This window comes from Streptomyces caeruleatus (assembly GCF_001514235.1).
GTDB classification, from domain to species: domain Bacteria; phylum Actinomycetota; class Actinomycetes; order Streptomycetales; family Streptomycetaceae; genus Streptomyces; species Streptomyces caeruleatus.
The window spans coordinates 464,468-488,016 of sequence record NZ_KQ948929.1 but is presented as its reverse complement, the minus strand read 5'-3'; the positions used below and the strand labels follow the sequence as shown (position 1 = coordinate 488,016).

The window sequence follows — 23,549 nt, the reverse complement described above, 5'->3', positions numbered from 1 at the left end:
GCAACTCCGTACGCAAACGAGTGGGGCCCCTCGGAGCGGACCCGGTCCACGAACCGGACTTCGCCAGAGCGGTGGCTTCACGCCAGAACCCGCCGTTGTGCGGATTCTCGGCGAAGGAAGCTGTCGGAAGACGCATGAGACGCGCGAGTTCGGGCACCCGGGGATGGACAACTGGTTCCGGTGATGGGGAGGGCGGCATGGCAGCCGTGACGGTGGCGCAGGCAACGGCCACGGCAGAGGAGACGGTCACGACGGACGGGGCGGCGCTGCCGCTGATCGAGGATCCGACGAGGGTGAGCCCGCGGGACGCACGCGAGTTGTCGCGTCAGTTCTTCGACCGACTGGTCATGCTGGACGAGGGCACGCACGACTACCAGTACGTACGCAACACGCTGATCGAGATGAACCTGTCGCTCGTGCGGTACGCGGCGTCGCGGTTCCGCGCCCGCGGGGACTCGCTCGAGGACATCGTCCAGGTCGGGACCATCGGGCTGATCAAGGCCATCGACCGCTTCGAGGTGTCCCGGGAGGTCGAGTTCACGACCTTCGCGGTGCCGTACATCGTCGGCGAGATCAAGCGCTTCTTCCGCGACACGAGCTGGGCCGTCCATGTGCCGCGCCGGCTCCAGGAGGCGCGTGCGGAGCTGGCCAAGGCGACGGAGGAACTCGGTTCCCGACTGGGCCGTACGCCGACCACCCGTGAGCTCTCGGAGCTGATGTCGCTGTCGGAGGAGGAGGTCATCGAGGCCCGCAAGGCCGCCAACTGCTACCAGTCCGCCTCCCTGGACGCGGCCGTCACCTCCGATTCCGAGAACAGCGAGTCCGTACTGGCCGCGTTCCTCGGTGAGGAGGATCCCTCCCTGGAACTCGTGGAGGACTTCCACTCGTTGGCGCCTCTCATCGCCGAACTCGGCGAACGTGAGCGTCGGATCATCCACCTGCGCTTCGTCGAGGAACTCACCCAGGCGCAGATCGCCGAACGGATCGGCGTCTCCCAGATGCACGTCTCACGCCTCATCAGCCGCATCATCAAGCAACTGCGCGCCGGACTGCTGGAGCCCGGAGTCGCCTGACGGGTCATCAGGGGTTCGCTCCGGCGGAGGGCCCTGCAAGCGGGGCGGGCCGGGCCGTGGCAACGTCGGCCGCCGACACGGCGCCCGTGGCCTGGCGGCCCGCCCCGCTCCGTTGAGTTGAAGGCACTTGAAGGCAAGGGGCTGAAGACAAGGGGCCATGCTGGCTGGGTGCCGTGCACGGGCGCGTGTACTGCGCTGTTCGTTCAGCTGCCCCGCCCGGGTCGTGGTCCCGTTGAACCGTGGACCCGGGGGGCTCGGCCGGCGTACGTGCCACCCCGCCTGCAGTTCGGCCCCTGCGTCTACCGACCGGCGCGTGTACTGGCTGGCCGCGGCCCAGCCTCTCGGCCTGCCGCCCTGTCCGCTGTCCGGCCTGTCTGGCTCCTGGCTCCGCCGAGTCGTGCCTCGTCCGCTTCCCGTCCTAGTCGCCTGGCCCGCCCGTCGACCCTCGACATCCCGCCTCGCCCAGCCCTACCCCCGTCGCACACACAACTCCCGCCCGTCCAACCCCCGTCCACCTGAGAGCCGAGCCCCTCAGCACTGCCCTCACACGCCACCACCCCCATCAGGCCGGCTCAACAGACTCCTCCAGACCCCACCACCCCCCTCAGAGGAATCACCGCAGTGACCCGCTTGCCCCCGGTCGGCAGGTCCGCGATCCGTACCGTGCGGGAAAGTCGGCACACGATCGGCCAGCCGCGGCCTCCGCAGCGGTGGCGGCCGCGGGGGTCGGTCGGACTGAGGGTGACCGGGTGGCGGCGTTCCCGGTCGCTGACGGACAGGTACAGGTTGTGACCGACGACCTCGACGTCGAAGTCGGTGATGCCGCCGCCGTGCAGCATGGCGTTGGTCGTCAGTTCCGACGTCACCAGCAGTGCGTCCGAGAGCGTGTCCGGGGCGCAGGTGGTGCCCTGGGCGCGCGTCTGTTCGGACAGGATCCGGCGTACGGCTCCGCGGGCCTCGGCCGGACTGCGCGGCCTGCCGTGCGGACGGCCCGTGCCCGTCGAGGCGCTGGTGGGGCCGGTCAGGTACTTCTCACTCATCCCTTCGCTCCCTGACTGACAGAGGCGAGGAGGCGGACTCCGGCGCGAGGGCCACGAGGTCCGTTCTCCTCCACATCGCGTGATGTTTCTCTCCCATCGCGTGACCGCTCGACCGGTCGCCAAACCGTTCAGCGGGCTGATGCACGCAAAAACAGCCAGAAAGGTGACGCACACCGCTTGCTCGCACCAGCCCTGTGTGCTGCGGACATTCGGGGGTAGGCGGGCGAACGCATCGACGGGCGGTCACCGCTCGCGCAGGACGCGATGCATCAATTCCGTTCGTCGGGGCACCCGTCCCGATCGTCAACGCCTGTGGGAGGTACTTGTGTCCGTTGCCCAGAATCCCCTGTCGATCAAGGTGGAAGTGCCCCGGGAAGACGCCGTGCTGCTGACGGTCGAGGGCGACCTGGACATGGATACGGCCACCGAGTTGCAGCACCACCTCGCCAACCAGCTCCACCACGGCCGCCGGCACTTCCTGCTCGACATCGCCGGGGTCCCCTTCATGGACTCGTCCGGCATGAACATCGTGCTGCGGGCCTATCAAGAGGTGCGGGAGATTCCGGGAGGGGTGTACGTCATCTCCCCGACGCCCGCCGTCCGCCGGATCATGGATCTCACCGGTGTCAGCATCACCGTCCCGATCGTGGGGAGTGCCGAAGAGGCGCTCGCCACCGCGGACTCCCAGCCGGGTCCAGGGCCCTCGTCCTCGACGGAGGGGTGAAGAACGCTTCCCGGAAGGGCAGTTCAGCGAGCACGAGTGCACCCGCGGCCCCTGACAGTTGCCGTTTGACAACTATGGCCATGAGGCAACAGAGTGACCTAGTCAAGCGCGGGAGGGGTGTGGAACGTGCCGGTCAGCAACGAGGACGGACCGCTTCGCCGGGTTTCACGCGCTTCGTGCGTCTCGCGCGTCGGAGGCCTCGTCGCCCTCGTGGATCTCCGCGGACGCCGCGGCGCAGAAGGCCTCCAGTCCCTCCAGCAGAGCGGTGCGCTTCGTGACGGGCATCTGCTCCAGCACGGACTGGAGCGCGGCTTCGCGCCGCGCGCGCAGCTCCGCCAGGAAGGTCCGTCCGCGGCGGCTCAGATGCAGGCGCAGTTCCCGGCGGCTGGCGGCGCTGGGCGCCCGCTCGACGAAGCCCACCGCCTGGAGGCGGTCGCAGAGCCGGCTGGTCGAGGGCGGTGTGGAGCCGAGGGTCTCGGCGAGCATGCGCAGGTTGATGCCGTCGCTGTGCTCCAGGATGAAGAGCACCCGGATCTGGGAGGCGGACACCGGCGCCGTCGAGGCCCGGCCCCACAGGACCTCCAGCAACTCGGCGGCCTCGGACGTCACACGCGCCACCTCGTCCGGCCGCGGATGCGAGTAGGAGGAAGTCACGCCCCCACTCTTCCAGGCTTCACCGGCACTGTCAGCCCGCGGCTCAGGACAATACGTGCAGAACACTAGATACGGACAAGAAGGACCGATGGGCGGCGTCCGCGGCAGCGCGGGTCCAGCGCCGTCACCGTGACAAGATTGGCGTATCCGACATCGTGAACAGATTCGTGGCAGCCGAGCGGGCACTTCGCTCCGCCGCCCCGCACCAACTGGTGGACGCGGTCCGCGAAGTACTGTGCGACGAGTACGCGGCGACGACCGTCCAGCTCTTCCTGGCCGACTACGGCCTCGCCACCCTCCAGCCCGTCCCCGCCGGCCACGGCACCGGCAGCGGCCGGCCCGGCGACCCGGCGGCCGGCCCGCCCGAACCGGTGTCGGCGCACGGCAGCCCGGCCGGACGGGCCTTCGGCTCCCAGGAACCCTTCGTCGAGAAGCTGACCGACGGCCGGGTCCGCCTGCACCTGCCGGTGACCGTACGCGGCGACCGGCTCGGCGTCCTGGCCGTCACGATGCCCTCCGCCGAGCGGGCCGAGGAGTGCCTGGACGAACTGGCCGACGTGGCCCAGGTACTCGGGCACGAGGTGGTCGTCGCCGACCGGGACACCGACCTGTACCTGCGGGCCCGCCGCACCGACCGGCTCACCCTGGCCGCGGAGATGCAGTGGCAACTCCTGCCGGGCCGCTCCTGCAGCCGCGCCGAGTACGCGCTCGGCGCCCAGCTCGAACCCGCCTACGCGATCTTCGGCGACAACTTCGACTGGTCCGCGAACGCCGACCGTCTGATGCTCTACATCACCAACGGCATGGGCGAGGGCATCGAGGCCTCCCTCCTGACCAACCTGGGCATCAACGCGCTGCGCAACGCACGGCGGGCCGGCCTGTCCATCGCGGACCAGGCCGCCCTCGCCGACCAGGCCGTCCACGCCCACTACCGGGGCGACGCCCACCTGTCCGTGCTGCTGCTCGACCTCGACCTGCGCACGGGCCGGCTCCAGGTCGTCGACGCCGGCTCCCCGCAGATGCTGCGGCTGCGCGGCCGTACCGTCACCGCCTTCGCACTCGACGAGCAGCTGCCCCTGGGCATGTTCGAGGAGACGGACTACGTCGCCCAGGAACTCGACCTGGACCTCGAACCCGGCGACCGGCTCGTCTTCGCCAGCGACGGGGTGTACGCGGTCGCGGCGCCCGGCGGCGAGCAGTACGGGGAGCGCGCGCTGGCCCGCGCCCTCGTCTCCACCAGCCTGCTGCCCGCGGCGGAGGTACCCCGCGCCGTGCTCAGAGAACTGGCCGGTCACCGCGGCACACCCGTGCCCGACGACGACGCGCTCGTGGTCTGTCTCGACTGGTTCGGGCCGCGGTAGACGCCCTGACCGAACCGTCCGGCGCTCCCCGTACCCTCGGGGCGGCGCACACCGTATGAGGAGGGAAGTACGTGCCGGAGCAGCAAACGGCAGAAGAGCAGACCAATCCGACGGAGGAGGTCGGGACCTTCCTGCGAGGGCGCCGGGAGCAGATCGCGCAGCGCTGGGCCGACGCGGCGCTGTTCCGCACCGTGTTCACCGTCTCCAGGGAAGAGGCGGTGGAGGCCGGCCGGGCCGTGGTGGAGGCCCTGGCCGCGGTGGCCGCCGCGGGACGCCTGGAGGACGCGGAGGCGGACGGGTTCGCCGTCGTACGCGAGCAGTTGGCGCGTACGGCGCATTCCCGGGCCCGCAGCGGCGCGACCCTCGCGCAGATCTCGGCCGAGATGGACGCGCTGCGCCCGCCCGTCAACGACCTGCTGCTCGACGAGCTCTCCGCGGCGCCCGCCGAGCACGTGCGCAAGTGCACGACGGCACTGGCCGTGCTGATGGGCACCCTGCGCCTGGTCATGATGGAGACGGCGATGAGCGCCGGGCAGGAACTCATCAACCGCCAGCGCCTCGAAATGCTCGAGATCGCCACCCCCGTCATCAAGCTGTGGGAAGGCATCGTCGCCGTACCGCTGATCGGCACCCTCGACAGCGCCCGCAGCCAGGTGGTGATGGAGACCCTCCTGGACGCCGTCGTCGAGCAGCACGCCCGCATCGCCATCCTGGACATCACCGGAGTGCCGACGGTCGACTCCCTGGTCGCGCAGCATCTGATGAAGACCGTGGCGGCGGCGCGGCTGATGGGGGCGGAGTGCATAGTCTCCGGGATCCGGCCGGCCATCGCGCAGACCATCGTCCACCTCGGCATCGACCTCAGCTCGGTGCTCACCCGCGCCAGCCTCGCGGACGCCCTCGCCTACGCTCTCCAGCAGCAGGGCGCCCACATCGTCCCCGCCCCGGCCGGAGAGCCCCAGTGACAGGTGCCGCCACCTTCCCGTACGAAGGACACGTGCCCGTCCTCAGGCTGGGCGGGGTCCTCCTGGTCACCCTCCAGGGCGACCTGTACGACAGCACGGCGGAACGGCTCCGGCAGGACATCGGTGAGACCGTCTCCGACAGCACGGTCAGCGGGGTGGTCATCGACCTCTCCGGTGTCGAGATCGTCGACTCCTTCATGGGCCGGGTACTCAGCGACGTCGCGGCCATGACCCGGCTGCTGGCGGCCCAGACCGTGGTCGCCGGGATGCGCCCGGCGGTGGCCATCACCCTGGTGGAACTGGGCCTGACCCTGCCGGGCCTGCGGACGGCTCTGACCACCGAGGACGCCCTGCGGCTGCTCGGGGCCGAGGTGTCGGTGCTGCCCCGTGCCGGGCGTGCCCGCGGGGAGCGCCCGTGACCCACAGCACCGGCAGTGTCTCCGCCTGCCTGCCGATCCACTCGGACCTCGACCTGGTGCGGGTACGGCAGCATGTGCGGCAGATGACCGCCCAACTCGGGTTCGGTCTGGTGGAGCAGACCAAACTCGTCACCGCGGCCAGTGAACTGGCCCGCAACGCCCTCGTCCACGGCGGCGGGGGACAGATGGAGTGCACGGCCGTGACCAGCGGCGGGGTGAAGGGACTGCGGCTCGTCTTCAGCGACGAGGGCCCCGGCATCGGGGACCTCGACCAGGCGCTGACCGACGGCTACACCTCCGGCGAGGGACTGGGCATGGGGCTCGGCGGCGCCCGGCGCCTGGTCCACGACTTCTCCGTCGACACTCGCCGCGGCAGCGGCACCACCGTTACGGTGACGTCATGGATCTCCCGGCCGCCCGGCCCGCGCGAGGCGCCCTGATGCCGCGCGTCTGGGAGGTGCCGGTGCACGACTCGACCCGGGTGCGCGACGCCCGGGTGGCGGCCGGGGCCGCGGCCCGGCAGGCCGGGCTGGCCGAGGACCGGGTCGCCGCCGCCGAGCTCGTGACCACCGAACTCGCCACCAATCTGCTCAAGCACGCCGGTGGCGGACGGATACTGCTCGACCTCGTCGGACCGAGCGCTCCGGCCTACGGCGACGAGCGCGGCGCCCTCGTGCAGATCGTGGCCGTCGACCACGGCCCCGGCATGCCCGACACCGCCGTGGCCCTGCGCGACGGGTACTCGACCACGGCCACCCTGGGCGCCGGTCTCGGCACCTGTCTGCGTACGGCCGACGACTTCGGTCTGCACAGCGCGCCCGGGCGGGGCACGATCGTCATGGCCAGGATCGCCTCCCGCCCGGCCCGTGACACCACGGGCCCGCGTCCCGCGCCGCTCCCGGTGCGGGCCGGCGGAGTCAACATCCCCCTCGCGGGCGGGGAGTTCTCCGGCGACGCCTGGGTGTGCGTGCGGACGGCCGACCGCGTGACGCTGCTGCTGGCCGACGGCCTGGGCCACGGCCCCCTCGCCGCCCGCGCCTCCTCCGCCGCGGTGGAGGAACTGCGCCAGGCCCCCCACCTGTCACCGGCGGACCTGCTGCGGCGACTGAACAGCGCCCTGCGCGACACCCGGGGAGCGGCCGTTTCCGTGGCCCAACTCGACATCGGCGCCGGGCAGTTGTCGTTCGCCGGAGTCGGCAATGTGGGCGCCCGGCTGCGTCGCGGCGACAGCTGGCAGGGGCTGGTCTCCCGGCCCGGCATCGTCGGCGCCCACCTCCCCACGCACCTCCCGCAGCAACAGGCGGGCTGGACGGACGACTGCCTCCTCGTCCTGCACAGCGACGGCCTGCCGAGCCGCTGGAGTCCCGGCCCGGCGGCCGACGCGCCGGCGTCCCTCGACCCCGCCGTGATCGCCGCGACGATCGTGCGGGACGCCAGCAGCCCCGCCCGGCCGGTCCGCGACGACACCGCCGTCGCCGTCCTGAGCCCCTGGCGACCGGACGGCACGCCATGACCCGCACCTGGTACGTCCGCACCATCACCGACGCCGCGCGGGCCCGTATCGCCACGGCACGGCTGGCCGCCGCGTGCGGAGTGCCGCCCGTCGAACGCACCCGCCTGGTGGCCGCGCTCACCGCACAGCTGCGACAGTGCCTGACCAAGGGCGGTGAATGGCGGGTCCGCGCCGAGACGACCCTGTCGTCCGCGGGTGGCGACCTCGGCGTCGAGGTGGCTCCGGCGAAACGCCGCCCGGACGACCGGCAACCCCCGTGGCGCGCCTGCGTCCCCTGCGCCGAGGACGCGCACCTCGCCGCCGCCGAGCCCGCCGCCGCCGAGCCCGCGGCCGACGACCCGGCGACGCTGGCCGAGGCCCTGTTCGGCGCCGACGAGGACGCGGCCCTGCTGCTGGACCGGCTCGACGAACAGGAAGGGCTGGTCGCCTTCCACCGCGAGGAACTCCACCAGACCAACCAGGGCGTACTGGCGCTGCACGCCGACCTGGACGCCGCCGGGCGCGCCCAGCGCGAGCTCTTCGACGCCGAACAGCAGGCCCGCAAGGAGGCGGAGAACGCCCGCGGGCGGCTGACCTTCCTGGCCGATGCCAGCGCCGCGCTGACGGCCTCCCTCAACCACGAGGCGATCGTGCGGCTGCTGCCCGCCCTGCTGGTGCCGAGATACGCGCGCAGCGTCGACGTCTGGCTGTTCGACGACGTGGACGACGCCCTGCGCGGCGGCCCGCACCCGGCCGCTGCCGTCCTCGCCGCCCGCCGCGGCCGGCCCCAGTACGCCGCCGACCACCCCGGCGGCCTGCCCGGCGTCGACGACCAGCCGCCCTCGGCCATCGACCCCGGCCGGCCCCTCCTGTGCATCCCCCTGCTCTCCCGGCGGGCCTCGCAGGGCGTCCTCACCCTGTCGCCGCCCGACGAACGCTGGGACGCGGACGACGCCGTCATGCTGATCGAACTGACCCGACGGGCCAGCATCGCCCTGGAGAACGCCCGACGCTTCGAGCACAACCGGGACATCGCCGAGACCCTGCAACGCGCCCTGCTCACCGAACTGCCCACGACACCGGGCCTGACCCTGGCCGCCCGCTACCTCCCGGCCACCCGCGGCCTGAACGTCGGCGGCGACTGGTACGACGCCTTCCGTCAGCCCGACGGCAGCCTGATCACCGTCATCGGGGACGTCACCGGACACGGGCTGCACGCCGCGGTGATGATGAGCCAGCTGCGCACCGCCCTGCGCGCCTACGCCGTCGACGGCAGCAGCCCCGGCGAACTCCTGACCCGACTGCACCTCTTCCTGCACCGCCTGCGCCTCGACCTCTACGCCACCGCCGTCATCGCGCGCTTCCACCCCGACGACCCCACCCTCACCTGGGCCGCCGCCGGCCATCCGCCGCCGGTGCTGCGCACCCCCGACGGCCAGGTGCTCACCCTGGATGACAAGCCCGGCGCCATGCTGGGCATCCCGCTGAAGCAGGAGATCCGCGACCACACGGTGCCGCTCCCGCCCGGATCGACGCTGGCGCTCTACACCGACGGGCTGGTGGAGCGTCGCGCCCAGGGGATCGACCCCGGCATCGACCGCCTCGCCGAGGAACTGGGCAGGTTCCGGCCGACCGAACTCGCCCAGGAACTTGAGGCGTCCGCCGACCGGCTCCTGCATCCGCTGCTGCACGACTCCGAACACGACGACGACGTATGCCTGTTGCTGTGCCATGTGCACGGCGGCTACGGGTCCGCGGCAGGACCGCCCTCGTGAAAGGCGCGCAGCACCTGTTCCAGCCGGGCGCGCCGCGCGGGAGGCACGTCGTCGAAGGCGACGGCCAGATGCAGGGAGAGCCGCTCGGCGACGTCCGCCAGACACCGCCGTCCCTCGGCCGTGACCTCCAGGTGCACCTCGCGCCGGTTGCCGGGGCGTACCCGGCGCCGGAGCAGTCCGGCGGCTTCGAGGCGGTCGCAGAGCCGGCTGGCGGTGGGCAGTGCGATGTGCAGCTGCTCGGCCAGGGCGGTGAGGTTGAGCGCGGGCCGGCGGCTGACCGCCCGCAAGGCGCGTAGCTGGAGCGGCGGCAGGCGCGGCCGGACCTCCTCGACGGCCGTGAACCAGAGCGTCACCAGGTTCTCCACGGCCTCGACGACGTGCCGACCGACGACGTCGGAGGGAAGCTCGCAGGGGATCTCGGGATCCGGTTCGCGGCACATGGCCCGACACTTCTCTCTCGGTCGACTCCGGCCTGGGCCCCATCAGTGCAAGGGGGCCTACCCGAAGCGACGGAGACTACACAGGCGCGGCAGCACCGGCTTCCCCCGGTCACTTCACGACGGTCTCCCAGGTGTCGACGGCGTAGTGGACCGTCATCCCGTGCCGGGCGTACAGGGCCGGAGCCCCCGTGGCGTTGGCGGTGTCCACCCCGAGCCCCACCGTGTCGCGTCCGCGTGCGGCGAAGGCCGCGAAGGCGTGCCGCAGCAGCAGGCCACCGAGGCCCAGCCCACGCCCCTCAGGCACCACACCGATGCTGCGGATCCATCCCATCGCCTCCCGGTCGTCGCGGGCGAGCAGGAAGCCGACGTCCCCCAGGTCCGCCGTGGCGGCGATCCACACCAGCGACCAGTCGAGCCGGTCCGCGTCGACGTCGTGCAGCCACTGCTCGTAGGTACGCGGCTGGAAGTCGAAGTGCTCGGCGAAGCTCGACTGGTACAGCGCGTGGACGCGCGCACGGTCCGCCTCCTCGGCGCAGGGCCGCAGCAGGATGCCCGGCGGAACGGCGGGCACGAGGTCCTCGGCGGCGTCCAGCGGACGCCGCAGCACGTGATAACGGCGTACGACGGACCAGCCGCGCTCCTCGATCAGCCGGGTGTCGAGCGTGGGCTCCGTGTTGAGGTGCAGATGCACCACCGCCCTGGACGCGCCGTTCGCACGGGCCTTGTCCAGGGCGCGGGCCTCGATCGCGTCGAATACGAGCTCGCCGGCCCGCTGGTGGTCGGGCAGCACATAGTGGTCTACGTCGACGCGCTCGCCGCCCGACTCGTCCCACAACAGGCCGTACGCCACCAGCCGTTCGCCGTCGAAGGCCAGCCACGAGTCGCGCTCCAGCGTGACGTCGGGGCGCTTCAGATCGGCTTCCACGGTGTGCAGGTCGGTCTCGGGCCGGCCGATCTCGATCAGGTCGACCTCGTTGAGCAGTTCGGTGATGGCGGCCGCGTCGGTGAGGCCGGCCGGACGAAGGGCGTAGCACATGTGCCCAGGGTCCGGGGAGGGCGGCACGGCCGCAACGGGATTTCCGCTCAGCAGGTCGCGGTCGCGGGCAGGTCGCCGTACTCGTTGCCCTTGAGGTAGACGGCGCTCACATAGCCCTCGACGAGCTTGACCCACACGTTGTTGGTGTAGCCGTGGTCGCGGATGGTCTCGCCGCGCACCCAGCAGTAGGCGCCGCGCGGCTGGTTCGCGGCCACGCTGCCGACCTTGTCGTAGGAACGCGCGGGGCCCGAGCGGACGTTGACCGTCTCGTACGGCACGACGGCGTACGGCGCGGCCATGACGCGGGCCTCACCCCGGTCCGTGTCGGCCGCCGCCACCGCGGCCTGGGCGGTGAGCGGGCCGAGCAGAGCCAGCGCACCGGCGACGACGAGCGCCGCCCGGGCGAGGATACGAGTGGACATGATGGATTCCCCCTGTTCCGACGGGTCACGTGCCCGGCATCCGGCCGGCGCAAAGAACTGTAGGCAAGGAACTGTAGGCAAGGGCGAGGTCACCGGGACCCTGATATTTGTCAGGTACCGAACCCGCGGCCCAGGCCTTACCCTCCCGACGACGGCCGGCACCGGAGGCAACCGGGAGCGCCACGGGCTCGTCCTTGGGATCATGGTCACCGCAAGCATCCCAGGCCCCCTGGCGGCGTCAGTGCGCCAGCTGCTCGACTTCGCGTGGACACAGACCCGGTCCTGCGCCTTCGCCATCGCCCTCATGTCCGGCGTGGCGGCCTCCGCCCTGCTGCCCGGCCTGCCCGTGGCCCGCTACGACCTGCTGGTCGTCTACGGGGTCCTGCTGACGCTGCTGTTCTGGATGCGCGGCTGGGAGAACGGGCGGGACATAGCCGTCATCGCCGTCTGCCATGTGATCGGCCTGGCCTTCGAACTGGTGAAGGTGTCCCTCGGCTCGTGGAGCTATCCGGAACCGGCGGTACTGAAGTTCGCGGGCGTCCCGCTGTACGGCGGGTTCCTGTACGCCGCTGTCGGCAGCTACGTCTGCCGCGCCTGGCGCCTGTTCGACCTGGAGCTGGTCCGGTACCGGCCGAGGTCGACGGCCGTGGTCGCCGCCGCCGTCTACGTGAACTTCTTCAGCCACCACTGGCTGCCCGACGCGCGCTGGCTGCTGGCCGCACTGCTCCTCGCCGTCACCGCGGGCTCGTCCGTGCGCTTCACGGTGCGCGGGGTGCGCCGGCGGATGCCGCTGGCGCTGTCGTTCGTCCTGATCGGCTTCTTCCTCTGGATCGCGGAGAACCTCGCCACCTATGTCGGCGCCTGGCGCTACCCCTACCAGCTCCACGGCTGGCAGCCCGTCGGCGTGGAGAAGTTCGGCGCCTGGTCCCTGCTGATCAGCGTCACCTTCGTCCTGGCGGCCGTCGCCCGGTCGCGTCGCACCGGGGCCGAGTGAGCGGCGGGGGACGGGCCCCCGCCGCTCACCACTAGGCGCTCTTCGGTCCCGCCGACTGCACGACCTCGAACGACCACAGGGTGGACCCGCTCGCCGCCGGCTTGGGACGCTCGCCGGCGCCCTCGCCACCGCCCTGGTGGGCCGACTTCATCGGACCCTCCATCCAGGCCTGGAACGACTCCTCGTCACGCCACCGCGTGTACACGAGGTAGGTGTCGGTGCCCTCGACCGGACGCAGGAGTTCGAACCACTCGAACCCGTCGGAGTTCTCCACGGCGTGCGCACGCGAGGCGAAGCGCTTCTCCAGCGTCTCGCGCTGCTCGGCGGGCACGGTCAGTACGTTGATCTTGACTACGCTCATGGTGCTCATCCTGCCGCACGGCCGCCGGGCCACGCGCGGCGGCACGGTCAGGCCGTGTGCAGGGTCAGCCCGTAACGGCCGAGGATCTCGTTGACGGGCTGGAACCAGGTCTCGCCGCCGCCGGAGCAGTTGCCCCAGCCGCCCGAGGTGACCCCTTGCGCCTGGTCGCCGCTGATGAAGGAGCCCCCGGAGTCGCCGGGTTCGGCGCAGACACTGGTCTTGGTCATCTGGTGCACCGCGCCCTGGCTGTAGTTGACCGTCTCGTTCTTGGCCAGCACGGTGCCGCAGTGCCAGTGCGTCGTGGAGCCGGACCGGCATATGGAGGCGCCGACGGGTGCCTCGGCCGAGCCGCGCACCAGCTGGTCCGGGACCGTGCCCCAGCCGAGCACCACCGGCACCGTCCACCAGCCGCTGCCGACGCTCACCCAGGCGTAGTCGTTGCCCGGGAACGAGGAGCCCTGGAACGTTCCGACGTGCGTGCCGTCCCAGCCCCTGACCGCGGCCCCCTGACCCCCGCAGTGCCCGGCGGTGATGAAGCCGCCGTGCACCGAGAAGCCTATGGAGCAGCGGACGTTGCCGGTGTAGTAGGGGTCGCCGCCGACGGTTCCGGCGGCGAAGGTGCGCGGGGCCGCGGCGACCGTCCGCACGGTGACGGGACCGGCCGCTCGGGCGCCGGAGACGAAGCGCCGGACGTCGTTGTCGGCCCGCCGGTCGCCGACGACGTTCACGACGACCGAGTTGGCCACCGGATCGACGTGCCAGCTGCTCACGCCCGACGGCGCCGGGAGTCGGTCGATGCGCGCCTTGGCCGCTTCGAGTTCGCGCGCGCTGTGCGTGACCGTGCGCACGGTCATGCCGCCGGCGCGGAGCTTCCGTACGGTCGCGGGCGGGGCGTCGGAGGTGACGGCCACGGTGAGTCGCTCGCTCCGGGCGTCGAACCACGCGCCGCCGTAGGCCGATCCGGCCGCCTCGCGTGCCTTCGGGGCGAGGGCCGTGGCGGTGCGCTCCGCCGCCAGCCGTGCCTCGGCCCGCGGTTTCGACAGGCCGAGGTCCCGCTGCATCGCCTGCAGCAGGCCGGCGGAGGCGGACGCGGAGGCGCGGTCGGTGTCGCTCGCCGCGGCCGATCCGGTGCCGCCGGCGGTCCAGCCGCCGAACACCAGAAGCCCGGCGAGAGCGGCGTACGTGAGTCTGAAGCTCTTGCGTCTCAAGGGAGTTGCCCTTCGTCGTTCCAACAGGGTGGGGTGGAACAACCGCAATCTGAGAGCGCTCTCATTCAGGGTCGGGCAGAGCATAGCCATGACGGCGTGTCAGGTCCATACCAATAACGCCCATGCGGGCCGTCCCGGTGGAGATCCAGCAGGCGGCGGTCGTCGACGGCGCCGGGCCCTGGCAGGGCCGGCTCTGGCTGCGCGGGCTGGATCCGGCGGCGCGCTACCGGGACAGGGCCACCGGAACAACGTACGGCGGAGCCCATCTGCTGCACTACGGGCTGCCGTTCACCTGGAACGCCGATCATGATGCGGACCTGGTGGTGCTGACACGTCAGTGACCCGCATATGTTGCCCGCACGGCCTGCCCCCGTCCGAGAACGGCGCTCACGAAGGAGTCGACCCCACGATGGACCGCTTCATTGGCCGCACGGCCGTCGTCACCGGCGCGGCCTCCGGCATCGGCGCCGCCACCGCCGTGCACCTGGCCGCCGAGCGCCGCACCGACGCCGATCTGGCCGCCCTGGACGCCGCGTTGGAGGCGATGGGGGAGCGGGGCGGCGACCCGGGGCAGGCCGTGGCCGCCGACCTCGCCTTCCACCGCGCCCTGCTGTCCGCCACTCACAACGAGCTGCTCCAGCGCATGGAGATGGTCATCGAGCCGGGCCTCGCCCACCGGGACCGCATCGTCCACAGCCACCCGCACCGAAGGAGCACCGTCCGTGGACCTGAAAGCCGCGCTGGCCACCCACCGCCTGGTCGCGATCGTGCGCGGCGACGACCCCGACGCCGCACTGCGCACCGTGCTAGGGGGTGTTTTGAAAGTCCCGCACAGCACCCACGGCGCCCGGCACGCTCCCCCACTGCCTTAAGGGCGTGGGAGGTGCCCCCACTCGCAGTCCCCCCTCGTGGGCGACGCCGCCGACGGCGGCAGCGTCACCGCCCTCAGGGAACGCGCCCGCCTGTTCCGCACGGTCGTGGCGGAGGCGACGCCGTGACCGCCGGCCCGCGCCCGGTCCGCTCCGGCCGCCTCGAACCGGGCGAGGGCGTCCGCCGGACCGGTTCCGGCGTCGCCCTCGTCGACATCCTCACCGGCCGGCTCCTGTCGGTGCCGGACGCCCCGGGCGTACCCCTGCGCACCGTTCACCCGGGCGTGGACGTGCCGGGCACCGCCACGCCCGCGTGCCGGTTGGACGCGACCCGGCACTCCGCGCCCGTCGGAGCTCCGGCATGACCGCCCCCTGGCGCCCCGCTCCGGGCCCGGTCGTCTGCATCGGCGAGACCATGGCGGCCCTGGCCCCCGACCCACCGAGCCCTCTGGTGAACGCGGCCCGGCTGCGGCTGTCGGTGGCGGGCGCCGAGTCGAACGTCGCCATGTACCTCGCCGACCACGGCGTCCCCGTCGCCTGGCTCTCCGCGCTCGGCGACGACCCCCTGGGACACCGCGTCCGCGCCGACGTCGCCGCCGCCGGAGTCGACGTCTCCCATGTGCGCACCGACCCCGGCCGTCCGACCGGCCTGCTGGTGAAGGACCCGGGCCCGGCCGGGACGAGCGTGCACTACTACAGGAGAGGCTCGGCCGCATCCGCACTCGGTCCCGAGGCGCTCGACGGCGAGCCCTTGAGCGCGGCCGGGCTGCTGCACCTGACCGGCATCACCCCCGCACTGTCCGAGTCGTGCCGTCGCCTGGTGACCCGGGCGCTGACCGCCGAGCCCGGCGCACGCCCGTACGCGGTGAGCTTCGACGTCAATCACCGCGCCGCCCTCTGGCCGGACGGCTCGGCCCCGACCGTGCTGCGGGAACTGGCGGACCTGGCCGACATCGCCTTCGTCGGCCTGGACGAGGCGCAGGCCCTGTGGGGCGACCACCTGACGCCGGCGGACGTGCGGGCACAGCTCCCGGGCCCCCGCGTCCTCGTCGTCAAGGACGGGGCGAACGACGCGACCGCGTTCAGCGACGGGGGCGTGCACTCCGTGCCGGCACCTCGTACGGAGGTCGTGGAGCCCGTCGGCGCCGGCGACGCCTTCGCCGCCGGTTTCCTCGCGGGCCTGCTGCGGGGCGGGACCATGACCGATGCCCTGCGTCTAGGCCACATCACCGCCGCCTCCGCCCTCCAAGTGACTGGGGACCACGGTCCGTTGCCCGACCGACGGGAGCAGGAAGCGCTGCTCGCGCTCTCTGCCCGGGAGTGGAAGGAGCGGACCCGGTGAGGGCCGCCGAGCCGCCCTGGAGCCGGTCCCTTCACGTCTCCGCGCGCGAAGGGTGATTTACCCGCCTATGCTCCATTTGTGTGACGACTATCTTCGAAGAGCTGGTGCAGAAGGAGCGTGCCGCCGAAGAGGCGCACACGCGGGTGGAGGATCTGCGGCGCATGTACGGGTCCCCGACCCAGCGCGGCGGCTGGAGTGCGCGGCAGACCGAGACGTACAACACGGCCCTGCGGGCCTGGCGTGATCTCGCCCGGGAGGCGCAGGTCGCGATGGTCCAGTACGCGAGGGAACGGGGCGAGCCGCGCAGCGATGTCGAGGAGCAGGTGCGCAAGGCCGCCCGGCATGTGGAGACGGGCGGCGCCGGGGCGTAGCTGAGCGGACGGGAAGGCCTCTTCCGTATCACCGGATCCGGTGCCGCTTCCAGAACGGGCCGAGGTCCTCGCCGGTCACGGACTGCGCGGCCTGCTTGAACGCGGCGGTGGTGGAGACGCCGTACCAGTGGTCCTCGGCGTACCGCTTGAGGAGGCGGGCCATGGTGTCCGCGCCGAGAACGCGTTCCAGGTCGGCGAGGGCGCAGGAACCGGCCGTGTAGATCAAGTGGTACTCGCCCGGGTGCGCGGCCCAGTAGGCCATGGAGCCGGTCAGCGTCGTACGGTCGCTCGGCCACTCGACATCCGACCAGCAGCCGCGGGTGTCCCAGCCGTAGAAGCGCGCGTTGGCGTACTGGGCGAAGCTCTCGTCCAGCCAGGGAGCGCCGTACTCGTCGTTGCCGACGATGCCGTACCACCACTGGTGGGCGACCTCGTGGACGACCGCACTGCCTTCCTCGGTGGTGCCGAGGAGGACCAGGCCGGGGTACTCCATGCCGCCGCCGAACCCGCTGGTCATCACGAGGTCGATCTCGCCGTACGGGTAGCGGCCGAACTCCTCGCCGAACCGGTCGACGGCGGCGGCGCCGTCCTGACGGGTGAGCCGCACCCCGGCCGCGGACGTGTCCGGCGCCCAGTACGACCTCACCCGCACACCGCCGGGCGTCGTCTCGGTGGCCGTGCGGAACGGGCCCGCGGCCCAGGCGAAGTCCCTCACCCGGTGCGCGACGCTGAACGTGACGCTGCGGCCGGGCCCGGCGGGACGGGTCAAGGTGCGGCCGGTGGCCGGGACCTCGAGGGCGGCGGGGTGGTCGAGCGCCACCCGGAAGTCGCTCGCCAGGGCGTAGAAGCTCTCCCCGGTCGGCACATACGGATCGAGGTGCCACCCGGCCGCGTCGTGCACGGCGAGCACGGGCAGGGCGTTGCCCAGGAAGCGGAAGGCGCCCTCGCGGCCGAAGCGGCTGTTGCGTTCGGGCACCGTGAGGGACACATCGAAGGCGACGGCGGCCCGCTCGCCCCGCGCGACCGGCTTCGGCAGGGTGATCCGCAGCGCCGTGCAGTTCACGGTGAGCCGGCCCGCTGTGCCCCCGGTGACCTTGGAGACCTTGACGGGCGGCGGTGTACCTGCCGCGCCGCACCTGTCCGCGCCGTTGCCCCACAGCCGTACGTACACCTCACGCAGCGGCCGGTCGGAGGCGTTGCGGAACGACACACGCTGCCGGCCCGTCCAGCGGGAGCCGTCCGCGTTGCCGCGCAGTGTCACGTCGTAGCGCGGCCGGTCGGGCGTCGCGGCCGCAGCGGACGCCGCCTGGGCCGGAGGCGCCGAGAGGGCGTCCGGACCGCCGGCGCTCTGCGCCAGCAGCACGGCGAGCAGGACAACCAGCAGACGACTCAAGGACTTTGACGGCCATGCGGAGAGTGACGGCATGACAGCGGATCCTGCCACAACGGGTGAGGCGTTGGCCCTCGCATGGGTGAAGACCGGACGTGGCGCGCCCCAGCAAGGCGCGTGGCACTACGCCGCCGGGTCAGGCGGGCAGCGGGGCCAGGGTCGCCGGCGTCGGGCCGGCGGGGCGGACCGTGATGCCGTACTGCGCCTTCGTGGGGGTGGCGGCGAACTCGGGGACGTGGACCGGCAGCAGGTGTTCCAGCAGGACGGTCGACTCGCGGAGCGCGAACTGGAGACCGAGGCAGGCGCGGGGACCCATACCGAAGGGGAAGTAGGCACCCGGGTGCGCGGGCCGGCCGTCCGGGGCGGTGAAGCGCCGGGGGTCGAAGTGCTCGGGGTCCGGCCACAGTCCGGGATCGCGGTGCGTGAGGTACGGGCAGACGAGGATGTCGGTGCCGGCCTCGACGGAGTACCCGGCGAGGGTGTCGTCCTCGGCGGCGTGGCGGGGCAGGATCCAGGCCGACGGGTAGAGGCGGAGCGTCTCGTGGATCAGCGCCTGGATCGCCTGGCGGCGCTCCGGTGAACCCTCGCCGCCGGCGGCGAGCGCGTGTTCGCGGGCGGTGGGATGCCGGTCGAGGAGCAGACAGAGCCAGGTCAGAGTGGTCGCGGTCGTCTCGTGCCCGGCCGCGAGCAGCGTGACCAACTCGTCGCGGATCAGCCCGTCGGTGTACTCCGGACGCTCGGTGGCGGCCTCGGTGAGGACATGCACCAGACCGGGGCCGTCCGGGCCGGCCACACCGCTGCGGGCCGCTTCGATCGCCCGCCGGGCGACCGCGTCGATCCGGGCGAGATCGGCGGCCACGGCGTCGCGGGCGTCGGCGACGTCGGCGGGCAGGGTCGGTACGGCCGCCGCCACGGCTTCCACCGCCGCCAGTTCACGCTCGGTCTCCTCGTCCAGGGGGTACCCGGTCAGGGAACGCCAGATGGCGTCGAGGGCGAAGCGGTGCATCTCCCGCCCGACGTCGAGAACCTGGCCCGTGCGGGCGTATCCGTCCCAGCGCTCGGCCGTGGTGCGGGCGGCCGCCGTGATCCGCTGCTCGTAGCGGCGCATCCCGGGGCCCGTGAACTGGCCCTGCAACAAACGGCGTTGCCGCTTCCACGCCGCACCGGTGGCCGCCATGACCCCGTCGCCGATCAGCAGCCGGGCCCGGTGGGAGCGCTTGACGTACCGCTCCGGGAACCGGGCGAGCACATGCTGGACCGCCGTCGGATCGGTGACGAGCACGGTGGGCGCCGGCCCCAGCCGGAACGCGGCGACGCCGCCGACCTCTTCGCGCACCCGCGCCAGCAGCTCGACCAGTTCACCACCTCCCCCCGAACGCCATCGCTCCACGACCCCGGGCTCGGCTTCGGGAACCGGCCGCCCCGTGCCGGGAGCGTGCGGGCGGGCGCCGGGACCGGCTTCGGTGTCCATGTCTCTTCTCCAGGTGAGCCGTTGGGCTTGGCCGCGACCGGGGGCCTTTGCGGATGCCACGGACTGTACGGGAGCGGGCACATGGAGTCACTCCGGGGGAGGGCGGTCGGGGTGTCATGATGTGAGGGAGGGCTCCTGAGTGCCGAAGACTCGAAGGGAGCTGATGCGGCGGTGGAACGAACACCGCTCGGGCTCGCGGGGAGTGCCGTCGCGTGACGCGAGCACACCGCTCGGGAATCGTCACGATCGGCGTCTACGGCTTCGACCGCGAGTCCTTCCTGCGCGAACTGCGGCACGCGGACGTCCGTCTCCTGCTCGACGTACGTCAGCGCCGCGGGGTGCGCGGTCCCGAGTACGCCTGGGCGAACTCACTGCGGTTGCAGCGGGCACTCGCCCAGGCCGGTATCGCCTACGAGCACCACCCCGAGCTCGCCCCGACCACCGAACTGCGCCGGCTCCAGTACGCCGAGGACGACCGCCAAGGGGTCGGCAAGCGCACGCGCCGCGAGCTCGCCGCCGAGTACAGCCGCCGCTACACCGCCGAGATCCTCGACGGCGCCGACCTCACGCCGATCGTGTTGGCGCTGTCGCGGGACGGGAGCGCCGCGCTGTTCTGTGTCGAGCGCGACCCGGAGGCATGCCACCGCTCGTTGATCGCCGGGCGGCTGGCCGAGGAGCACGGTGTCACGATCCAGCACCTGCGCCCGTCGTGACGCACGCATCGGAGCCCGGGCCGGCGGCCCCGGTCTCACACCGGATAGGCGTGCGTCTGCGTCGCCTTCACCGTCGCCCAGACCTCGGCGCCCGGGTGCAGATCGAGCTCTGCGGCGGCCACCGTGGTCAGGTCCGCGGCGAGGGGGAGTTCGCCCGCGAGGTCGGCCCGGATCTGGTCGCCGTGGGTCTCCAGACCGGCCACTTCGCAGCGCCAGAGGTTACGGGCGCTGGAGCCGGTCGGGCGGTCCCGGTGGAGGGTGACCGCGCCGGGCGGGAACGCCACGTAGACGGGTCCGGACAGGTCCTCGGTGGTGGTGATGGCGGGGCCGCCGTCCAGCCGGACCGTGTGGCCGTCGGCCTCGCCCCGGTACAGGTTCAGGCCGACCAGCTGGGCGATGTAGTCCGTACGGGGATGGCGCGCGATGTCCGCCGGGCTGCCCTGCTGCACGACCCGTCCGTGCTCCACGACGACCAGGCGGTCGGCCAGGACCATGGCGTCCAGCGGATCGTGGGTGACGAGCACGGCCACCGCCTCGAACTCGGCCAGGTGGCGGCGGAGTTGGGCGCGGACCTCCAGACGGGTACGGGCGTCCAGTGCCGCCAGTGGTTCGTCGAGGAGCAGCAGACGCGGGCGGGTGGCCAGGGCGCGGGCGAGGGCGACGCGCTGGGCCTGGCCGCCGGACAGCTTGCGCGGCTTGGCGCCCGCGTGGTCCGTGAGCCCCAGGCGGTCCAGCCACTCGGCTGCCCGCGCTCGCGCCTGCGCCTTGGCCGCGCCCTGGCAGCGCGGCCCGAAGGCCACGTTGTCGAGGGCCGTGAGGTGCGGGAAGAGCAGATAGTCCTGGAAGACGACACCGACCGGGCGGGACTCGGGCGGCGTACGGTCCAACTCCGCACCGTCCAGCCGCAGATGGCCGTCGGTGAGCGGGGTCAGCCCGGCGAGGGCCCGCAGGGCCGTGGTCTTGCCCGCGCCGTTCGGGCCGAGCAGCGCGACCACCTCGCCCGGCGCGACGGTGAGCGCCACGTCGAGGCGGAAGGCGCCGCGGTCCACCACGAGGCGGGCGTCGAGCCCCTCCAGGGTGGTGTCGGCGCGGACGTCGTAGGTCTCGGTCATCCGGTGGTCGCTCCCGGTCGTGCGGGCCGGGTCATCCGGCACTCATCCAACGGTCGCGCAACCCGGCCAGCACCGCGATCGACACGGCCAGCAGGACCAGGCTGAGGGCGATGGCGGCCTCCGGGTCGCTCTGCAGGGCCAGGTACACGGCCAGCGGCATCGTCTGGGTGCGGCCCGGGAAGTTGCCCGCGAAGGTGATCGTCGCGCCGAACTCGCCGAGTGCCCGGGCCCAGGCCAGCACGGCGCCGGCGGCGATACCGGGGGCGATCAGCGGCAGCGTGACCCGGCGGAACGCGGTGAAGCGGGACGCGCCCAGGGTGGTGGCGGCCTCCTCGTAGCGCGGGTCGGCGGCCCGCAGAGTGCCCTCGACGCTGATGACGAGGAACGGCATCGCGACGAACGCCTCCGCGATCACGACGCCCGTCGTGGTGAACGGCAGCGTGATCCCGAACCACGAGTCCAGCCACTGCCCGACGATGCCGTTGCGGCCGAGTGCCATCAGCAGCGCCACACCGCCGACGACCGGCGGCAGGACCAGGGGGAGGGTGACGAGGGCCCGTAGGAGACCCCGGCCGGGGAACTCCACGCGGGCCAGCAGCCAGGCCAGGGGCACGCCGAGGATCAGGCTCACCGCGGTGGCGGCCGTGGCGCAGATCAGGGACAGCTGGAGCGCCTGCCACACGTCGGGGCTGGTCAGCTGCTCGGGCAGACTGTGCCACGGGGTCCGTACGAGCAGGGCGATCAGCGGCACGACGAGGAACGCCAGGCCGATCAGCGCGGGGAACAGCAGGGGCAGCGGAACGCCCGAACGGACGCGGCGGCGCCGCGGCCCGCCCCGGAGGGTGTCGGCCGCGGCGCCGGTCCTGTCGCTCGTGGAGGTCACGGCTTGAGGAACCCGGCCTCGGACAGGACCCTCTGGCCCTCGGCGGACCGCACGAGCGCGATGAACGCCTTGGCGGCCTCGGTGTTCCGCGTGTCCTTGAGGAGGGTGATCGGGTAGTCGTTGACGGCGTCGGCGGACTCGGGGAACTTAACGCCCTGCACCTTGTCACCGGCCGCGTGCACATCGGTCTTGTAGACGACGGCCGCGTCGGCCTCCTTCAGCTCCACCTTCGTGAGCGCGGCCTTGACGTCCTGCTCGTAGGAGACGGGCGTGAGCTTCAGCTTGCTCGCGTCGAGGGCCTTCTGGGCGGCGGCGCCGCAGGGCACCTCCTTGTCGCAGAGGACGACCTTCAGGTCGGAGTTCGTGAGGTCCTTCAGGGAGTCGACCTTGTCGGGGTTGCCCGGCAGGGTGGCGATCTCCAGCTGGTTGCGGACGAAGGTCGCGGGGGTGCCGGAGGCGGCCCCGGCGTCGGTGACGATCTTCATCGTCTTGGGGCTGGCCGAGGCGAACACGTCGGCCGGCGCCCCGCCGGTGATGCTCGCGGCGAGCGAGTCGCTGCCGCCGAAGCTGAAGGTGACCTTCGTGCCCGGGTGCTCCTTCTCGAACTGCTTGCCCAGCGTCTCGAAGCTCTCCTTCAGGGAGGCCGCCGCGAACACGGTCACGTCACCGGAGATCGTGCCCGAGGAGGAGCTGCCCGCGGGGGAGTCCGACTTCGCCGAGGAGTCCGACCCGGCGGACGAGCAGGCGCTCAGCGCCAGCAGCGCCGCGGCGCTCACACCGGCCATCTGCGACATACGGCGGTTCCGGCGCGCGGTACGGGTCATCACGGGTCCACTCCCTCTGGTCCTCACGGACACACTCACTTGCGGCCCTGCCGGACCACTTACGCCATGCGCCGATGATAATGCCGCAGATGCGAGGCGAAAGTCTCCTGTCGCATCGCATGAGCCGGTACGTCGGTGTGGGCGGGTGGCATGTGCGTTCGTACGGATCAGGGCGGAATGGGGCGGGCGAGCCCGGCTCGGCTTGGCTTCGCTCAGGCCCGGTCGATGTGCACGTTCGTCGACTTCACCCGGGCGGTGGCCTCCACGCCGACCTCCAGGCCCAGCTCCTCCACGGCCTCCCGGGTCAGCAGGGAGACCAGCCGGTGCGGGCCGGCCTGGATCTCGACCTGGGCGGCGACGTCGCCGAGCTTCACGGCGGTGACGATGCCGGGGAAGGCGTTGCGGACGGACGTGTACGACAGGTCCTCCTCGCCCTCACCGGACCTGGCGAGCTCCACGGAGAACGCGGCCAGGTCCTTCCCGTCGATGAGGCGGCGTCCGCCCTCGTCCCGGTGGGTGGCGACGCGCCCGGCGTCCGCCCACCGCCGTGCGGTGTCGGGGCTCACTCCGAGCAGACGCGCCGCCTGGCCGATCGTGTAGGACTGCATAC

At 72.4% G+C, this 23,549-nt stretch carries 27 protein-coding genes and 2 pseudogenes; 16 read left to right on the top strand and 13 right to left on the bottom strand.

Annotated elements, in window-relative coordinates:
• The first annotated feature begins 197 nt into the window (after positions 1–197).
• On the top strand, positions 198–1,073 hold the full coding sequence (locus AQJ67_RS20365) for an RNA polymerase sigma factor SigF (protein WP_062720407.1): 876 nt from the start codon (positions 198–200) through the stop codon (positions 1,071–1,073).
• 572 nt (positions 1,074–1,645) lie between these two features.
• Here AQJ67_RS20365 and AQJ67_RS20360 read toward each other — a convergent pair.
• Positions 1,646–2,113, bottom strand: coding sequence for an ATP-binding protein (locus AQJ67_RS20360; protein ID WP_062720406.1), 468 nt, complete (start codon positions 2,111–2,113; stop codon positions 1,646–1,648).
• 325 nt (positions 2,114–2,438) lie between these two features.
• On the opposite strand from AQJ67_RS20360, the gene AQJ67_RS20355 reads away from it, so the two are divergent.
• Positions 2,439–2,837, top strand: coding sequence for an STAS domain-containing protein (locus tag AQJ67_RS20355; RefSeq protein WP_062720405.1), 399 nt, complete (start codon positions 2,439–2,441; stop codon positions 2,835–2,837).
• Positions 2,838–3,002: 165 nt separating this feature from the next.
• Here the strand turns inward: AQJ67_RS20355 and AQJ67_RS20350 are convergent, their stop codons facing one another.
• The gene (locus AQJ67_RS20350) at positions 3,003–3,491 is read right to left on the bottom strand and encodes a MarR family winged helix-turn-helix transcriptional regulator (RefSeq protein ID WP_208615011.1); all 489 of its coding nucleotides are present in this window, start codon (positions 3,489–3,491) and stop codon (positions 3,003–3,005) included.
• A 155-nt stretch (positions 3,492–3,646) separates the two neighbouring features.
• Between AQJ67_RS20350 and AQJ67_RS20345 the strand changes: the two genes are divergently transcribed.
• The 6 genes from AQJ67_RS20345 to AQJ67_RS20320 all read left to right on the top strand — a co-directional run bounded on the left by AQJ67_RS20345 (position 3,647) and on the right by AQJ67_RS20320 (position 9,503).
• The gene (locus AQJ67_RS20345) at positions 3,647–4,852 is read left to right on the top strand and encodes a PP2C family protein-serine/threonine phosphatase (protein ID WP_062720404.1); all 1,206 of its coding nucleotides are present in this window, start codon (positions 3,647–3,649) and stop codon (positions 4,850–4,852) included.
• A 71-nt stretch (positions 4,853–4,923) separates the two neighbouring features.
• On the top strand, positions 4,924–5,817 hold the full coding sequence (locus tag AQJ67_RS20340; RefSeq protein WP_062720403.1) for an STAS domain-containing protein: 894 nt from the start codon (positions 4,924–4,926) through the stop codon (positions 5,815–5,817).
• Complete coding sequence (locus AQJ67_RS20335; RefSeq protein WP_062720402.1) at positions 5,814–6,236, top strand: STAS domain-containing protein; 423 nt, start codon at positions 5,814–5,816, stop codon at positions 6,234–6,236. Before AQJ67_RS20340 ends, AQJ67_RS20335 begins: the two co-directional genes overlap by 4 nt.
• A complete protein-coding gene (locus tag AQJ67_RS20330; protein WP_062720401.1) occupies positions 6,233–6,676 on the top strand; it encodes an anti-sigma regulatory factor in 444 nt (147 codons plus the stop codon). The genes AQJ67_RS20335 and AQJ67_RS20330 overlap by 4 nt, the downstream gene beginning before the upstream one ends.
• Positions 6,676–7,749 carry an ATP-binding SpoIIE family protein phosphatase gene (locus AQJ67_RS20325; protein WP_062720579.1) on the top strand — a complete coding sequence of 358 codons (1,074 nt, stop codon included), beginning with the start codon at positions 6,676–6,678 and terminating at the stop codon, positions 7,747–7,749. Before AQJ67_RS20330 ends, AQJ67_RS20325 begins: the two co-directional genes overlap by 1 nt.
• The gene (locus tag AQJ67_RS20320; RefSeq protein WP_062720400.1) at positions 7,746–9,503 is read left to right on the top strand and encodes a PP2C family protein-serine/threonine phosphatase; all 1,758 of its coding nucleotides are present in this window, start codon (positions 7,746–7,748) and stop codon (positions 9,501–9,503) included. Before AQJ67_RS20325 ends, AQJ67_RS20320 begins: the two co-directional genes overlap by 4 nt.
• On the opposite strand, the gene AQJ67_RS20315 is transcribed toward AQJ67_RS20320, so the two are convergent.
• The 3 genes from AQJ67_RS20315 to AQJ67_RS20305 all read right to left on the bottom strand — a co-directional run bounded on the left by AQJ67_RS20315 (position 9,473) and on the right by AQJ67_RS20305 (position 11,401).
• Positions 9,473–9,943, bottom strand: coding sequence for a MarR family winged helix-turn-helix transcriptional regulator (locus AQJ67_RS20315; protein WP_062720399.1), 471 nt, complete (start codon positions 9,941–9,943; stop codon positions 9,473–9,475). The genes AQJ67_RS20320 and AQJ67_RS20315 overlap by 31 nt on opposite strands.
• A 109-nt stretch (positions 9,944–10,052) precedes the next feature.
• On the bottom strand, positions 10,053–10,979 hold the full coding sequence (locus tag AQJ67_RS20310; protein ID WP_062720398.1) for a GNAT family N-acetyltransferase: 927 nt from the start codon (positions 10,977–10,979) through the stop codon (positions 10,053–10,055).
• Positions 10,980–11,026: 47 nt separating this feature from the next.
• On the bottom strand, positions 11,027–11,401 hold the full coding sequence (locus AQJ67_RS20305) for an SH3 domain-containing protein (protein ID WP_062720397.1): 375 nt from the start codon (positions 11,399–11,401) through the stop codon (positions 11,027–11,029).
• A gap of 202 nt (positions 11,402–11,603) precedes the next feature.
• Here AQJ67_RS20305 and AQJ67_RS20300 point away from each other — a divergent pair, with 202 nt between their 5' ends.
• On the top strand, positions 11,604–12,395 hold the full coding sequence (locus AQJ67_RS20300; RefSeq protein ID WP_208615010.1) for a DUF817 domain-containing protein: 792 nt from the start codon (positions 11,604–11,606) through the stop codon (positions 12,393–12,395).
• Between the two features lie 31 nt (positions 12,396–12,426).
• Here the strand turns inward: AQJ67_RS20300 and AQJ67_RS20295 are convergent, their stop codons facing one another.
• Positions 12,427–12,756 carry an antibiotic biosynthesis monooxygenase family protein gene (locus AQJ67_RS20295; protein WP_062720396.1) on the bottom strand — a complete coding sequence of 110 codons (330 nt, stop codon included), beginning with the start codon at positions 12,754–12,756 and terminating at the stop codon, positions 12,427–12,429.
• Positions 12,757–12,803: 47 nt separating this feature from the next.
• Positions 12,804–13,964 (bottom strand): S1 family peptidase, encoded by a 1,161-nt coding sequence (locus tag AQJ67_RS20290; protein WP_062720395.1) that lies wholly within the window; start codon positions 13,962–13,964, stop codon positions 12,804–12,806.
• Positions 13,965–14,125: 161 nt separating this feature from the next.
• Here AQJ67_RS20290 and AQJ67_RS20285 point away from each other — a divergent pair.
• The 6 genes and pseudogenes from AQJ67_RS20285 to AQJ67_RS20265 form a co-directional block, all read left to right on the top strand.
• Positions 14,126–14,305: pseudogene (locus AQJ67_RS20285) on the top strand (GH36 C-terminal domain-containing protein); the annotation flags it as partial.
• Between the two features lie 134 nt (positions 14,306–14,439).
• A pseudogene (locus tag AQJ67_RS45355) lies at positions 14,440–14,706 on the top strand (FCD domain-containing protein); the annotation flags it as partial.
• On the top strand, positions 14,687–14,836 hold the full coding sequence (locus AQJ67_RS49440; protein ID WP_244190542.1) for a hypothetical protein: 150 nt from the start codon (positions 14,687–14,689) through the stop codon (positions 14,834–14,836). The pseudogene AQJ67_RS45355 and the gene AQJ67_RS49440, both read left to right, overlap by 20 nt.
• A gap of 122 nt (positions 14,837–14,958) precedes the next feature.
• On the top strand, positions 14,959–15,198 hold the full coding sequence (locus tag AQJ67_RS48290; RefSeq protein WP_062720392.1) for a hypothetical protein: 240 nt from the start codon (positions 14,959–14,961) through the stop codon (positions 15,196–15,198).
• The gene (locus AQJ67_RS20270) at positions 15,195–16,175 is read left to right on the top strand and encodes a sugar kinase (protein WP_062720391.1); all 981 of its coding nucleotides are present in this window, start codon (positions 15,195–15,197) and stop codon (positions 16,173–16,175) included. The genes AQJ67_RS48290 and AQJ67_RS20270 overlap by 4 nt, the downstream gene beginning before the upstream one ends.
• A gap of 80 nt (positions 16,176–16,255) precedes the next feature.
• Positions 16,256–16,546 carry a hypothetical protein gene (locus AQJ67_RS20265; RefSeq protein WP_062720390.1) on the top strand — a complete coding sequence of 97 codons (291 nt, stop codon included), beginning with the start codon at positions 16,256–16,258 and terminating at the stop codon, positions 16,544–16,546.
• Between the two features lie 28 nt (positions 16,547–16,574).
• Here the strand turns inward: AQJ67_RS20265 and AQJ67_RS20260 are convergent, their stop codons facing one another.
• Entirely contained in the window at positions 16,575–17,972 is a 1,398-nt protein-coding gene (locus tag AQJ67_RS20260; protein WP_062720389.1) for a M1 family metallopeptidase, read from the bottom strand.
• A gap of 100 nt (positions 17,973–18,072) precedes the next feature.
• On the bottom strand, positions 18,073–19,407 hold the full coding sequence (locus AQJ67_RS20255) for a cytochrome P450 (protein WP_062720388.1): 1,335 nt from the start codon (positions 19,405–19,407) through the stop codon (positions 18,073–18,075).
• A gap of 212 nt (positions 19,408–19,619) precedes the next feature.
• Between AQJ67_RS20255 and AQJ67_RS20250 the strand changes: the two genes are divergently transcribed.
• Positions 19,620–20,120, top strand: coding sequence for a DUF488 domain-containing protein (locus AQJ67_RS20250; protein ID WP_244190531.1), 501 nt, complete (start codon positions 19,620–19,622; stop codon positions 20,118–20,120).
• 35 nt (positions 20,121–20,155) lie between these two features.
• On the opposite strand, the gene AQJ67_RS20245 is transcribed toward AQJ67_RS20250, so the two are convergent.
• The 4 genes from AQJ67_RS20245 to AQJ67_RS20230 form a co-directional block, all read right to left on the bottom strand.
• The gene (locus tag AQJ67_RS20245) at positions 20,156–21,232 is read right to left on the bottom strand and encodes an ABC transporter ATP-binding protein (protein ID WP_062720576.1); all 1,077 of its coding nucleotides are present in this window, start codon (positions 21,230–21,232) and stop codon (positions 20,156–20,158) included.
• Positions 21,233–21,263: 31 nt separating this feature from the next.
• On the bottom strand, positions 21,264–22,115 hold the full coding sequence (gene modB / locus AQJ67_RS20240) for a molybdate ABC transporter permease subunit (protein WP_062720387.1): 852 nt from the start codon (positions 22,113–22,115) through the stop codon (positions 21,264–21,266).
• Positions 22,112–22,939, bottom strand: a complete 828-nt coding sequence (gene modA, locus AQJ67_RS20235; RefSeq protein ID WP_062720386.1) for a molybdate ABC transporter substrate-binding protein — start codon at positions 22,937–22,939, stop codon at positions 22,112–22,114. Before modA ends, modB begins: the two co-directional genes overlap by 4 nt.
• A gap of 212 nt (positions 22,940–23,151) precedes the next feature.
• Complete coding sequence (locus tag AQJ67_RS20230) at positions 23,152–23,547, bottom strand: TOBE domain-containing protein (RefSeq protein WP_062720385.1); 396 nt, start codon at positions 23,545–23,547, stop codon at positions 23,152–23,154.
• Between the last annotated feature and the right edge of the window lie 2 nt (positions 23,548–23,549).